12 protein-coding genes are annotated in these 13,882 nt (G+C 53.1%); 7 read left to right on the top strand and 5 right to left on the bottom strand.

The genetic code is table 11. The annotated features are described in order from the left end of the window. The first annotated feature begins 1 nt into the window (after position 1). Genes allB through glxK form a run of 3 tightly spaced genes read left to right on the top strand, consistent with a single transcriptional unit; the run spans position 2 to position 3,890 of the window. The gene (gene allB / locus OGV77_RS03970; RefSeq protein WP_043015462.1) at positions 2–1,363 is read left to right on the top strand and encodes an allantoinase AllB; all 1,362 of its coding nucleotides are present in this window, start codon (positions 2–4) and stop codon (positions 1,361–1,363) included. Between the two features lie 58 nt (positions 1,364–1,421). After that, complete coding sequence (locus OGV77_RS03965; protein WP_043015463.1) at positions 1,422–2,720, top strand: uracil/xanthine transporter; 1,299 nt, start codon at positions 1,422–1,424, stop codon at positions 2,718–2,720. Between the two features lie 21 nt (positions 2,721–2,741). Next, positions 2,742–3,890, top strand: coding sequence for a glycerate 3-kinase (gene glxK / locus OGV77_RS03960; protein ID WP_087051611.1), 1,149 nt, complete (start codon positions 2,742–2,744; stop codon positions 3,888–3,890). A 78-nt stretch (positions 3,891–3,968) separates the two neighbouring features. Here glxK and allE read toward each other — a convergent pair whose 3' ends face one another. Genes allE through allD form a run of 3 tightly spaced genes read right to left on the bottom strand, consistent with a single transcriptional unit; the run spans position 3,969 to position 7,071 of the window. Continuing rightward, complete coding sequence (gene allE, locus OGV77_RS03955; protein WP_043015465.1) at positions 3,969–4,754, bottom strand: (S)-ureidoglycine aminohydrolase; 786 nt, start codon at positions 4,752–4,754, stop codon at positions 3,969–3,971. 10 nt (positions 4,755–4,764) lie between these two features. Beyond that, a complete protein-coding gene (gene allC, locus OGV77_RS03950) occupies positions 4,765–6,000 on the bottom strand; it encodes an allantoate deiminase (RefSeq protein WP_043015466.1) in 1,236 nt (411 codons plus the stop codon). A 21-nt stretch (positions 6,001–6,021) separates the two neighbouring features. Continuing rightward, positions 6,022–7,071, bottom strand: coding sequence for an ureidoglycolate dehydrogenase (gene allD / locus OGV77_RS03945; RefSeq protein ID WP_043015467.1), 1,050 nt, complete (start codon positions 7,069–7,071; stop codon positions 6,022–6,024). A gap of 316 nt (positions 7,072–7,387) precedes the next feature. Here allD and OGV77_RS03940 point away from each other — a divergent pair, with 316 nt between their 5' ends. The 4 genes from OGV77_RS03940 to OGV77_RS03925 are packed head-to-tail and all read left to right on the top strand — an operon-like array spanning position 7,388 to position 12,042. After that, a complete protein-coding gene (locus OGV77_RS03940; protein ID WP_080625600.1) occupies positions 7,388–9,055 on the top strand; it encodes an acyl-CoA synthetase FdrA in 1,668 nt (555 codons plus the stop codon). 9 nt (positions 9,056–9,064) lie between these two features. Continuing rightward, on the top strand, positions 9,065–10,324 hold the full coding sequence (locus tag OGV77_RS03935; RefSeq protein WP_043015469.1) for a YlbE family protein: 1,260 nt from the start codon (positions 9,065–9,067) through the stop codon (positions 10,322–10,324). Between the two features lie 11 nt (positions 10,325–10,335). Continuing rightward, positions 10,336–11,145 carry an oxamate carbamoyltransferase subunit AllH family protein gene (locus OGV77_RS03930; protein ID WP_043015470.1) on the top strand — a complete coding sequence of 270 codons (810 nt, stop codon included), beginning with the start codon at positions 10,336–10,338 and terminating at the stop codon, positions 11,143–11,145. 3 nt (positions 11,146–11,148) lie between these two features. Beyond that, entirely contained in the window at positions 11,149–12,042 is an 894-nt protein-coding gene (locus OGV77_RS03925; RefSeq protein WP_043015471.1) for a carbamate kinase, read from the top strand. A gap of 37 nt (positions 12,043–12,079) precedes the next feature. Here the strand turns inward: OGV77_RS03925 and purK are convergent, their stop codons facing one another. Both purK and purE read right to left on the bottom strand, forming a co-directional pair. Then, a complete protein-coding gene (purK, locus tag OGV77_RS03920; protein ID WP_075145045.1) occupies positions 12,080–13,147 on the bottom strand; it encodes a 5-(carboxyamino)imidazole ribonucleotide synthase in 1,068 nt (355 codons plus the stop codon). Continuing rightward, complete coding sequence (gene purE, locus OGV77_RS03915) at positions 13,144–13,653, bottom strand: 5-(carboxyamino)imidazole ribonucleotide mutase (RefSeq protein WP_080625599.1); 510 nt, start codon at positions 13,651–13,653, stop codon at positions 13,144–13,146. The genes purK and purE overlap by 4 nt, the downstream gene beginning before the upstream one ends. Positions 13,654–13,882 lie beyond the last annotated feature (229 nt).

Below are 13,882 nucleotides of genomic sequence, written 5' to 3'. Positions count from 1 at the left end.
TATGTCTTTTGATTTAATTATTAAAAACGGTACTGTTATTTTAGAAAATGAAGCTCGGATTGTTGATATTGCCGTCCAGGCTGGAAAAATCGCCGCCATTGGCGAGAACCTGGGGGAGGCGAAGCAGGTAATGGATGCGTCGGGTCTGGTGGTTTCACCCGGCATGGTTGATGCGCATACCCATATCTCTGAGCCGGGCCGTACACATTGGGAAGGGTATGAGACGGGGACGCGTGCCGCGGCAAAAGGTGGCATCACCACAATGATCGAAATGCCTCTCAACCAGCTGCCAGCGACGGTGGATCGTGAAACCATTGAGCTGAAATTTGATGCGGCTAAAGGCAAGTTAACCATCGATGCCGCACAGCTTGGCGGCCTCGTCTCTTACAACCTCGACCGTTTGCACGAGCTTGATGAAGTTGGTGTCGTCGGCTTTAAATGCTTTGTTGCCACCTGCGGTGACCGCGGTATCGATAATGATTTCCGTGATGTTAACGACTGGCAGTTCTACAAAGGTGTCCAGAAGCTAGCGGAAATGGGACAGACGGTACTGGTCCATTGCGAAAACGCGCTCATCTGCGACGAACTTGGTGAGGAAGCTAAACGCGAAGGGCGTGTAACGGCGCATGACTATGTGGCCTCACGTCCGGTATTTACCGAGGTGGAAGCGATTCGTCGCGTGTTGTATCTGGCAAAAGTCGCCGGTTGTCGTCTGCACATCTGTCATATCAGCAGTCCGGAAGGCGTGGAGGAAGTGACCCGCGCCCGTCAGGAAGGCCAGGATGTGACCTGCGAATCCTGTCCACATTATTTCGTGCTGGATACCGATCAGTTTGAAGAGATTGGGACCCTGGCGAAATGTTCTCCACCGATCCGCGATCTGCAGAACCAGCGGGGTATGTGGGAAAAACTGTTCAACGGCGAGATTGACTGCCTGGTTTCCGACCACTCTCCATGCCCTCCGGAAATGAAGGCTGGCAATATCATGCAAGCGTGGGGCGGCATTGCCGGGCTGCAAAGCTGCGTGGACGTTATGTTTGATGAGGCTGTGCAAAAACGCGGTATGTCGCTGCCGAAGTTCGCTAAATTGATGGCAACCAACGCCGCAGATATTTTTGGTCTGACACAGAAAGGACGTATTGCCCCGGGTAAAGATGCTGACTTCGTCTTTATTCAACCTGACAGCAAATACGTTTTGAAAAATGAAGACCTGGAATATCGCCACAAAGTTAGCCCGTATGTTGGCCGGACGATTGGCGCACGCATTATGAAAACTATTCTGCGTGGTGATGTTATCTATGACATCGAACAGGGTTTCCCTGTATCGCCAAAAGGTCAATTTATCCTTAAACATCAACAATAATGTGATGTGACTTAATGCCCGTCATGCTGGCGGGCATTCTCTATTTTAAGGTATGAATATGCTTCCTGTTATTAACCGCGAAAGTTTGTTATCCGGCTTTCAGTGGTTTTTCTTTATTTTTTGTAATACGGTCGTGGTCCCGCCAACGCTGGTTTCTGCTTTTCATCTCCCTGCCAGCAATCTGCTAATGCTTACGCAGTACGCTTTTTTAACGACGTCGCTGGCCTGTCTTGCTCAGGTAATTTGTGGCCATCGTCGCGCTATTATGGAAGGGCCAACCGGTTTATGGTGGGGAACCATTTTGACGATTACTCTGGCTGAGGCGTCGCGCGGAACCCCGCTTAATGATATCGCCACCAGCCTGTCTGTCGGGATTGTAATTTCCGCTGTTCTGACGATGATTATCGGTTTTAGTGGCTTAGGACATCGATTAGCCCGGCTTTTTACCCCGACAGTCATGGTCTTTTTTATGCTGCTGCTCGGTGCGCAACTGACCACCATCTTTTTTAAGGGCATGCTGGGTTTGCCCTTTGGCATTGCTGATACCAGCGTCAAAATTCAACTTGCACCCTTTAGCCTGGCTGTTGCCGTAATGTGCTTCATCCTTGCGATGATCATCTTTTTACCACAGCGGATCTCACGCTATGCCCTGTTGGTAGGGGCGGTAGTGGGGTGGGGACTTTGGCGATTGTGTTTTCCATCAGCATCCCTGCCGTCCAGCGAATTAAGCTGGCAGTGGTTCCCGTTAGGCAGCCATGGCAGACTGTTACCGGGTATTATTCTTACGGCCGTTATCACCGGTCTGGTGAATATTAGTAATACCTATGGCGCGGTACGTGGCACGGACGTATTTTATGCGCAGCAAGGATCCAGCAGCTCGCGTTACCGCCGATGCTTTATCATTTCCGGCTTTATGACGCTGGTGACAGTGCCTTTAGCCGTGATTCCATTTTCACCTTTTGTTTCTTCTATCGGCCTGTTAACGCAGACCGGCGACAGCTCGCGAACATCATTTATTTACGGCAGCGTATTATGTTTATTCGTGGCGATAGTGACGCCGTTAACCCGCTTATTTTGCGCCATACCGCTGGCAATCAGCAGTGCCGTGATGCTGGTTTCTTATCTTCCGCTGCTCTATTCCGGTCTGGTATTTAGCCAACAAATCACCTTTACCGCGCGGAATATTTATCGACTGGCGCTCCCGCTGTTTGTCGGCATTTTTTTGATGGGATTGCCTCCGGTGTATTTACAAGATCTTCCGCTGACTATTCGACCATTACTGAGTAATGGCTTGCTGGTGGGAATTTTACTGGCGGTGCTTATGGAAAATCTTATTCCATGGGAACGCATTAAATAGCATGATTAAAAAGGATTGATGATGAAAATTGTAATTGCGCCAGATTCGTTTAAAGAGAGCTTAAGCGCTGACCAATGCTGCCAGGCAATTAAAGCCGGATTTTCAGCCATATTCCCGGAGGCGGAATATATTTGTTTGCCGGTTGCTGATGGCGGAGAAGGGACCGTGGATGCGATGGTGGCGGCAACAGGGGGAAAAGTCATCTCTGTGGAAGTCTGCGGGCCCATGGGGGAAAAAGTCACGGGATTTTATGGCCTGACCGGTGACGGAAAGACCGCCATTATTGAAATGGCGGCGGCGAGTGGGCTGATGCTGGTCGAACCGCAAGCGCGCAATCCTCTCCTGGCCTCAAGTTACGGCACCGGTGAGCTGATTCGGCATGCGCTGGATGCCGGTATTCGTCATATTATTCTTGGTATTGGCGGGAGTGCCACGGTTGATGGCGGTATGGGGATGGCTCAGGCGCTTGGCGTGCGTTTTCTTGATGCGCAAGGTATGTCATTAAATGCGGGAGGCGGCAGCTTGTCTCGTCTTGCGAGCATCGATATGCAACAGTGTGATCCGCGGCTGGAAGCATGTCGCATTGACGTTGCCTGTGACGTGGATAACCCTTTGGTTGGTCCGCGCGGCGCTGCAAGAGTATTCGGCCCGCAGAAAGGGGCGACGCCGGAAATGGTTGAGAAACTGGAAGAAGGGTTACTCAACTACGCGCATGTGCTGCGAACGCTGACCGGTGAGGATGTATCTCAGGTTGCGGGCGGTGGGGCGGCTGGAGGAATGGGGATTGCTGCGGTTATCTTCCTGCAGGCCAACCTGAAACCAGGCATTGAGATTGTGCTGCAGGCAGTAAAGCTGGAGCAATCAATCAAAGACGCGGCGCTGGTTATTACCGGTGAAGGGCGTATTGATTCACAAACAGTCGGCGGTAAAGCGCCAATTGGCGTAGCGTCGGTGGCCATGCAGCATCATGTTCCTGTTATTGGTATCGCAGGGGTGTTGGGGGAAGGCGTGGAGGTGGTTCATGACCATGGTATTGATGCGGTATTCAGTATTTTGCCGCGGCTCGCCCCGTTGGCGGAAGTGCTGGCGAGCGGCGAAACCAATCTCTATCACTGCGCGCGCAATATCGCTTGTGCGATGAAACTGGGCCAGACGGTAAATCAGCGTTAAGCAAAAAAAAGCCACGGTATAAACCGTGGCAAAACCCAACATAGCTAAATAAAAAATTATCAGGCGGGCTGTACGCCGTTAGATCTCCACATCCCGGTTGCAATCTTTGGAATAGATGTAGCTGAATGCTTCTCCACGACCTACGCCGTATCCGGCCTGCAGGGAATAAGCCCCCATAAAAATGTAGTCGCCTTTTTTCACCGGGATCCACTGATTGTCGAGGTTATATACTCCCTGGCCTGAAAGAATATAAGCACCGTGTTCCTGCACGTGTGTTTCGATATAACCGTGGCTGGCACCCGGCTCGAACGACAGGATGTGCATATTCATATCGAAGCCCAATTCTTTAGGCAGGAAATCCAGCAGGATCACGTCATCCATACCTTCATAATGAATACGTTCTAATTGGTTGGCGTTACCGGACACCAGCCACGGCGCATGGCCCGCTACTGGCGTGTAACGACGTTTGTATAAAAACAACTGGCTGTCTTCTGCCTGAGTATTGCTGAAAGTGAGCAGTTCGCCTGGCGGGCAATACAGGTATCCACCCTGAGTTAAAGTGAACGTTTGACCTTCCGCTTTCGCCTCAATGTTACCAGAAATAACATATAAGAACGTTTCAATCCCTTCGCCGCCGAAACCGCTCTGGTTGCCACCGTTCTGGTGCAGCGTCACCAGATAATCAACAAACGACGCGCCCAGTTTTGGCGTTGAGAGGATGGTGACGTCACAGTTTTCAAAACCCGGAATGATGTTTTTAACCAGTCCATCGGGGGTTAAGAGGGCGAAGTTACCGTGTTTTACAATTGCGCGGTTAGCCAGTAAATCATCGCGGTAACCCGTGACGTTATTCAAATATCCCATTGTTGACTCCTTATTTCTGCCAGGCAAGTTGATGAAGCATTAATGCCAGAGTTTTGACCCCTTCGGCAAGGTCGTTAATATTTGTACGTTCAGCAGGGTTGTGGCTGATACCGTTAATGCTGGGCATGAAAATCATGCAGGTTGGCACACGAGGAGCGAAAATTTGCGCATCGTGGCCCGCGCCGCTGTGCATCACCCGGTAGTTCAGTTGTTCTTTTTCACACAGTTCAGTGAGAGTGGCGACCAGTTTTGTGTCCATCGGGACCGGCGTTTCGTCCATCCATAAATCGATATCAATGCCAATATCCATTTCATCACAGATGGCGCGCATATCATTTTCCAGTTGCTGGGTAAAATCACGCAGCACTTCGGCGTCGGTATGACGGCAATCGATCGTGAAGATCGTTTTTCCGGGCACCACGTTAACGGTGTTTGGCTGCGGCTCAACTTTGCCAAAGGTCAGCACCAGGGGATCGCCATGCTTTTTCGCTTTCTCAATGGACTGGCTGCAGATGCGGCTGAAGGCGTAAACAGTGTCGCGACGGTAGCTTAGCGGCGTTGTACCCGCATGGTTGGATTCTCCATTCAGCGTTACCGTATAGCGACGCTGTCCGACAATCGCGCTGACAACCCCGATGGACTGACCATTGCTTTCAAGTACGCACCCTTGCTCGATGTGCAATTCAACAAAGGCTTTAATGTCAGTGCGAGCGTGAAGCGGTTTGGTGGGGAGAGTAAAGCCGCAGGCGTTCATCGCATCAACAAAACGCGTGCCTTTGGCGTCCTGGATGTTGCGGACATCATCGGGATTCGCCAGCCCAAAAATGTTCTTACTGCCCCAGAAGACATACGGGAAACGGCTGCCTTCTTCTTCTGCCATCGAGACCACTTCGACTGTTTTCAGCGGTGCGCCGTAGGTGGTCTTAAGCCAGTCAATCGCTAACCAAGCCGCCAACACACCAAACTGACCGTCAAGATTGCCGCCGTTGACGACGGTATCGATATGCGAGCCGCTTAAAATTACCTGTTCCGGGGATTCGCTACCGCGCAGGCGACCGTACAAATTGCCCACTTCATCAAAGCGCGTTTCAAGGCCGCTGGCATCCATACGCTTTTTAAATTGCTGTTGTGTTTCAAGCCATTCTGGCGAATACAGCAGGCGCGTCATCCCACCGGAAGGATCTGCGCCAAAGGAAGAGAGCCAGGGAAGGGTTTCTTCTATTGCGTGACGAAAATGGTTGATCATCTGAAATTCCTGTTTCAATAATTATTGTGCAAAGGGATTCTTTGTTTCGTATGACTTGATATAGAGGGCATCGGAAATCAGGTATTGATAAATCTCGTCAACAATGTCGACACCATGGGCCGCAGCATTGCGTTGATTAATATCTTGATCCTGTCCGGGGTAATAAACCTGTTTAAAACCAGGTGCAGGAGTAACAGCATTTAACTCTTGCATGGTTTGACTGAGATGCTGACGAAATAATTGGCTGGAGGAGAAAAACTCAGGATTAATTACTATATGCAGTTGGCCTAAATTACGTCCAGTATGTAAATCTTCATACATTGAACTGACCTGACGACCAAACGGTAATCCCAGCAGAATGCCGGATAACACATCGATCATCATCATCAGACCATAGCCTTTAGGTCCGGCGGCGGGAAGCAACGCATTGACTGCAAAAGGATCGGTGGTCGGCGAGCCATTTTTATCGACAGCCCAGGTGTTTGGGATCGCTTCGTTGCGCGAGCGGGCATCCAGAACTTTTCCCCAGGCCTGCACCGTCGTCGCCATATCAAAGGTTATGATATCGTCGCCTTCCCCTGGTGCGGCGAAGGCTAGCGGATTAGTGCCGTAGTAAATATCTGCGCCGCCGAACGGTACGACCATTGGGTCGGACTGGCATACGGAGAGGCCAATCAGGCCTGCGCGAGCGGCTTTTTGCACAAAGTAAGAAATGGCTCCGCTGTGTCCCATTCGGCTAATGCCGACAACGGCGACACCATTTTTTTTAGCAATTTCAATTGCATGCTCCATACCCATCTTTGCTGCGACTTGCCCGGCGGCATTATCGGCGTGCAAAATCGCTGTGCAGGGACCGGTATCTTCAAAACGAAATGTGGGTTCGCGGTTAGTGCCGCCTTTTGAAATGCGCTCGGCATAGTATTCAACGCGTACGGCGCCATGAGAGTGAATACCTCTGGCATCTGCATAAACCAATACCTCGGCAACCGTTGCGGCGTGCTCACGTTTTAGTCCGGCCTTGCAAAGCTTATTCTCGATAAGCTGGTGGAGTTTTTCCCGACTGATTTTCATCTGTCTTCCTTTTTAACGACGGTGTGAAGCATGACTGCCGTTAACATACCGGGAATATAAATAGATTATGTGATCCAGACACGCAAAAAAATATAGTTAGAATTTATTTGATAATCAGTGCTGATTTGCCATTTCTTTTTAAATAAAAAATTCCGTTAAAAAATAGCATGTAATCCTGTGGTGGTTATTAAAATTCTTTTGCTAATAAATTGTATGTGATTTTAATCACTCTATTTGTGATGTCGGATATATACCTTGAGCTCCACATTAACACTACTCGTGCAATTGCCATGGGTGCAATTATTAAGGGGTTGTTATGATTCACGCCTTTATTAAAAAAGGGTGTTTTCAGGACTCTGTCAGTTTAATGATTATTTCACGCAAGCTGAGTGAGTCCGAAAATGTAGATGATGTTTCGGTCATGATGGGAACGCCAGCGAATAAATCGTTGCTGGAAACGACCGGGTTTTGGCATGACGATTTTAATCAGGCAACGCCGAATGATATTTGCGTGGCTATTCGTACTGAAACGGCGGATGAAAGTATTACCCAGGCCATTTTGCAGCAACTGGATGAGTCGTTGCAGCAGTTGGCGCAGGCTACCGGGGGGAGCCAAACGCTCCTGCAGGTCAGACGCTGGGAGAGCGCGTGTCAGAAACTACCTGAAGCGAATATGACGTTAATTTCTGTTGCTGGCGAATACGCAGCAGAGCTGGCGAACCAGGCGCTGGATCGCAACCTGAACGTCATGATGTTCTCCGACAACGTCACGCTGGAAGATGAAATCAATCTGAAGCGTCGCGCACAAGATAAAGGTCTGCTGGTGATGGGACCGGATTGCGGTACTGCCATGATCGCCGGTACGCCGCTGGCTTTTGCCAACGTGATGCCGGAAGGCAACATTGGTGTGATAGGCGCATCCGGCACAGGGATCCAGGAGCTCTGTTCACAGATAGCGCTGGCCGGGGAAGGCATCACTCACGCCATCGGCCTGGGCGGTCGCGACCTGAGCGCCGAGGTGGGTGGCATTAGTGCGCTTACCGCACTGGATATGCTCGGCGCAGATGATAAAAGCCAGGTGCTGGCCTTTGTGTCAAAACCACCGGCAGAGGCTGTTCGCCAGCATATCGTCACGGCGATGAAAGCCACGGGCAAACCTGTGGTAGCCCTGTTTTTAGGTTACACCTGCACAGCGCCCCGCGATGAGAACGTCTGGTTTGCATCGACGCTTGATGATGCGGCTCGTCTCGCTTGTTTGCTGGCGCGAGTCACGGCGCGACGCAGTGCGCTTACTGCTTCGGGAGATGGCCTGATTCGGGGGCTCTATACCGGAGGTACGCTGGCTGCCGAAGCCGCGGGACTGCTGGCCGCGCACCTGAACGTTGCTGCGGATGCACAGCATCATCATGGCATGATGCTGGATGCCGCCGGGCACCAGATTATCGACCTGGGGGATGATTTTTACACCGTTGGGCGACCGCATCCGATGATCGACCCTGCGTTACGTAATCAACTTATTACGGATCTGGGTTCACAACCACAGGTGCGGGTGCTGCTGGTGGATGTCGTGATTGGCTACGGGGCGACGGCAGATCCTGCTGCGTCACTGGTTCAGGCCTGGCAGAAGGTATGTGTTGCCCGAGACATCGACCAACCATTGTTTGCGATTGCGACGGTGACCGGTACAGAAGGTGACCCGCAGTGTCGTTCATTGCAAATCGCTACGCTGGAAGATGCCGGAATTGCCGTGGTGAGTTCGCTGCCTGAGGCAACACTGCTTGCCGCCGAACTGATTCGACCATCTCAACCGTTATCTCATCAATCCGCACCTTCGCTACTGGAAAAAGTAGCGGTTATTAATGCCGGGTTACGCAGTTTTGCGCTGGATTTACAGGCGGCAGAAAAGCCGGTGGTGCATTACCAGTGGGCGCCTGTCGCTGGCGGTAATAAAAAACTGGCTCGTTTATTAGAACGTTTGCAATAAGGGGTTCCAATGTTTACATCAGTGGCGCAAGCCAATGCTGCAGTAATCGAAGAAATTCGTCGTGCGCGTCCGCACTGGCTGGATGTGCAACCCGCGTCCTCGTTAATCAGCGAACTCAATGAAGGAAAAACGCTGCTTCATGCGGGACCGCCAATGCGTTGGCAAGAGATGACCGGCCCGATGAAAGGGGCTTGCATTGGTGCATGTCTTTTTGAAGGGTGGGCCAATGATGAAATGAGCGCACTGGCATTACTGGAGCAGGGAAAAGTCAATTTTATACCTTGCCATCATGTTAATGCCGTGGGGCCGATGGGCGGGATCACTTCTGCCAGCATGCCGATGCTGGTAGTAGAAAACATCACAGAAGGGAATCGGGCTTACTGCAACCTTAACGAAGGTATCGGCAAGGTGATGCGTTTCGGCGCGTATGGTGAGGATGTCCAGCAGCGTTTACGTTGGATGCGTGATGTTCTGATGCCGGTCTTAAGCGCAGCGCTGAGCACCCTGGAGCAGGGTATTGACCTGACCGCCATGATGGCGCAGGGCATAACGATGGGCGATGAGTTCCATCAGCGCAACATTGCCTCTTCAGCCCTGTTGATGCGTACGCTGGCGCCGCAAATTGCCCGTCTGGAACATGATAAGCAGCAGATTGCTGAGGTGATGGATTTCCTCAGTGTGACCGACCAGTTCTTCCTTAACCTGGCGATGGCTTACTGCAAAGCGGCAATGGATGCCGGAGCAATGGTGCGTTCCGGCAGTATTGTGACCGCAATGACCCGTAATGGCGATATGTTCGGTATTCGCGTGAGCGGACTTGGCGATCGCTGGTTTACTGCGCCTGTTAACACACCGCAGGGGCTGTTCTTTACCGGTTTTTCGCAGGAGCAGGCTAATCCGGATATGGGCGATAGCGCCATCACCGAAACTTTTGGTATCGGCGGCGCGGCAATGATCGCCGCACCAGGCGTAACGCGTTTTGTCGGTGCAGGCGGGATGGAGGCCGCGAAGTCCGTTTCCGAGGAGATGGCTGAAATCTATCTGGAACGCAATATGCAGTTGCAGATCCCCGGCTGGGACTTCCAGGGGGCCTGCCTGGGGCTCGATATCCGTCGCGTGGTTGAAACGGGGATTACGCCGCTGATCAATACCGGTATCGCCCATAAAGAGGCCGGTATTGGCCAGATTGGCGCGGGTACGGTCCGTGCGCCGTTGGCCTGTTTTGAGCTGGCTCTGGAAGCGCTGGCTGAAAGTATGGGCATTAGCTAAGAGAGCCGCGCATGATGATCATCCGTCCTCTGATGGGCAGTCAGCAGTCTGCGGATTTTCGCCAGTCATGGCAATTGTCTGGCGTCTGGCGGCGCTCGATTAACCTTGTGGCTGAAGGGGGCGCACTGTTAACGCTGCATCGCCAGGGAAGCGGCTTTAGCCCTGGGGGATGGGTGATACGTTCGCATGACTTTGATGCGCTGCGTGCGGCGTTAAGTGGTAGTGACATCCCTCTGGCTGTCCCCGGGGGGATTGCGTTGGGGCCGTATCTGTTACGCCAGCCGCAGCGTCGTTGTTCATTGCAAATAACCTATCGCCCCCATGCCCCGCGCCTTGCACCGGCCTGGATGGATCGCGGCGAGGAAACGGGATTATTCGGACCGTTAATGCTGGCGGCAAGCCTGCCTTTGTGCCCCGAGCTGCGCCAGTTTCGCCACTGCTTCTTCTCGGCGCTTGCCGGCTTGTCGACAGACTGGCGACAGTGGTTAGGCAAAGGACCTGGTTTAACGCCCAGCCATGATGACACGTTGACCGGTATGCTGTTGGCCGCATGGTATTTCGGCGCGCTGAATAAGCATTCCGGGCACCGTTTCTTTGATTACTCCGGCAACCTTGAACAGGCGACGACAGTGGTTAGCGTGAGTTACTTGCGCTACGCGGCGCTAGGGTACTTTGCTTCACCTTTACTCCACTTCACCCATGCTCTGCGTCGCCAGGAAAGGCTGGATGCGGCGATAAATTCGCTGCTGGCGCTTGGGCACACCTCCGGCGCAGACACCCTGTTAGGGTTCTGGATTGGACAACAAATCATAGAAGGATAGGGAATGAAAACGCTGGTTGTTGCTCTCGGTGGCAACGCATTATTGCAGCGCGGCGAGGCGCTGACGGCAGAAAATCAATACCGTAATATTGCCAGTGCTGTACCCGCCCTGGCGCGTCTGGCGCGTTCATACCGCCTGGCTATCGTTCATGGCAACGGACCGCAGGTTGGCCTGCTGTCGTTACAGAATCTTGCCTGGAAGGAGGTTGAACCTTACCCGTTGGATGTGCTGGTGGCCGAGACGCAGGGCATGATTGGTTATATGTTGGCCCAGAGCCTGACCGCAGAACCGGAGATGCCGCCGGTGACCGCAGTGTTAACCCGTATTGTGGTATCCGAGGACGATCCTGCGTTTATGTCACCGGAAAAATTTATCGGCCCGGTGTATTCGCCCGAAGAACAAACGCAACTGGAAGCCACCTACGGCTGGCATATGAAGCGTGACGGCAAATACCTGCGGCGTGTTGTCGCCTCGCCTGAGCCTCGCCAGATCGTAGAAAGTGATGCCATTAAGCTCTTGCTCAAAGAAGGGCATGTGGTGATTTGTAGCGGGGGCGGCGGCGTCCCCGTCACTGGCGAGGGATTAGGTGCTGAAGCGGTCATCGATAAGGACCTGGCGGCAGCGTTGCTGGCTGAACAGATCGACGCCGACGGTCTGGTTATTCTTACCGATGCCGATGCGGTCTACGAAAACTGGGGGACGCCGGAGCAGCGCGCGATTCGTCAGGCCTCCCCTGATGAACTGGCACCGTTTGCTAAAGCCGATGGTTCGATGGGACCAAAAGTGACCGCCGTCAGCGGATATGTGAAACGACGTGGAAAACCGGCATGGATTGGCGCGCTGTCACGTATTGAAGATACGCTGGCGGGCAAAGCCGGAACCTGTATCCGTCTGTAAAAAACGGGGGCGTGTGTATGTACGCCCCCGTATCAACTTATTTCAGCTTTGACTGCGCCCAGATGATACCGCTGGCATATTCCGGCGGCAGCAGGGGAATAAGCGCTTCCAGCGTGGCGCTAAGGCGCGCGGTATCGCTGTCGCTCAGGTTCAGGTGACCCACCTTACGCCCTTCACGCACTTCCTTGTCATACCAATGCAGGTGTACCAGCGGCAGCTTCAGCCAGTCGTAGTTCAGGTCGCTGCCGATCAGGTTTACCATCACCGAAGGATTGTTCACCACCGGCGTCGGCAGCGGCAGGCCAGTAATGGCGCGCAGGTGCAGCTCAAACTGGCTGATGCTGGCGCCGTTTTGCGTCCAGTGCCCGCTATTGTGCACACGAGGAGCCAGTTCGTTAATCAGCAGACCCTCTGGGGTGATGAAACACTCCATTGCCATCACGCCGACATAGCCCAGCTCCTGCATGATGGCAGAGAGCATCGCTTCGGCCTGTTCCTGCTGTCTGGCGTTAGCCTGCGGGAAGACTACGCTGGTGCGCAGAATGCCGTCCTGGTGCAGGTTATGGGTCAGCGGATAGAAGACGGTGCTGCCGTCGTGCGCACGAGCGCCAACCAGGGAGACTTCACCGGAGAAGTTGATTCCCCGCTCAACGATGCATTCGCCGTAGCAATCGTCCGGCAGTTGCTCAGTTTCATTTGCGCGCAAGCGCCACTGTCCACGTCCGTCGTAGCCGCCGACGCGACGTTTCACAATCGCCAGCTCGCCAAGTTTGTCGAATATCGCAGACCATTCGCTTTTATCTGCCAGCAGTTGCCATGGCGCGGTCGCCAGACCGAGCTTGTCAAAAAGCTGCTTTTGCGTCAGACGGTCAGCAATAATCGGGAAGACGTCGCGGTTAACAAACGCCGGGTGGCGTGCCAGTTCGCGAGTGAGCGCCGTTTCCGGCCAGCGCTCAATCTCAGCGGTGATCACGCTTTGTTGAAAAGGGACCGCAGCCGGTTCAGCGTCCAGCCCGACGGGCCAGACCGCTATGCCCAGTGGCTCACCGGCCTGGCGCAGCATGCGCCCTAGCTGTCCGTTGCCAAGTACGCAGACCTGCTTCATGCGACACCTCGCGGGTCCGGGTTCTCCAGCACCTCATCGGTTTGCGCTTTGCGCCAGTCGTTCAGACGCTGGTGTAAGGCTTTGTCGTGTGTTGCCATAATTTGCGCGGCCAGCAGGGCCGCATTGGCCGCGCCAGCTTTGCCGATCGCCAGCGTGCCCACCGGAATACCGCGAGGCATTTGAACGATGGAATAAAGGCTATCTACGCCGCTCAACGCTGCGCTTTGTACCGGAACGCCTAAAACAGGCACCAACGTTTTCGCCGCAATCATGCCTGGCAAATGTGCAGCACCACCGGCACCGGCAATAATCACCTGATAGCCGTTCTCTTCAGCGCCTTCGGCGAAACTGAACAGTTTGTCTGGGGTACGGTGGGCAGAGACGACCTCAACATGGTGTGGAACGTCCAACATTTCGAAGATTTCGGCGGCGAACTGCATGGTAGCCCAGTCGCTTTTGGACCCCATCACGATGGCGACACGCGCCGGATTATTGCGGGAAGACATGCGTCTGAAAACTCCTGTGGTGCACTACACTCGACTTTTGAGGCCACAGAGAATAGCATAATTCATCGTCAAGGAAAACGATTGCGCGCTTTACACTTCACTCTCCAAGCTGCCTCTTTGTTGGCTGCATCTGCTCACCCCAGTCACTTACTTTTGTAAGCTCCAGGGGATTCACAGATTTGCCGCCTCGATGCAACTCGAATAGTTTTGTGTAAAGAGGAACTGGATA

The sequence above is a fragment of the Citrobacter sp. Ce129 genome, from assembly GCF_030334545.1.
Lineage (GTDB): Bacteria > Pseudomonadota > Gammaproteobacteria > Enterobacterales > Enterobacteriaceae > Citrobacter > Citrobacter europaeus.
The sequence above is the reverse complement of the archived record's forward strand: the minus strand, read 5'-3'. Positions and strand labels throughout refer to the sequence as shown.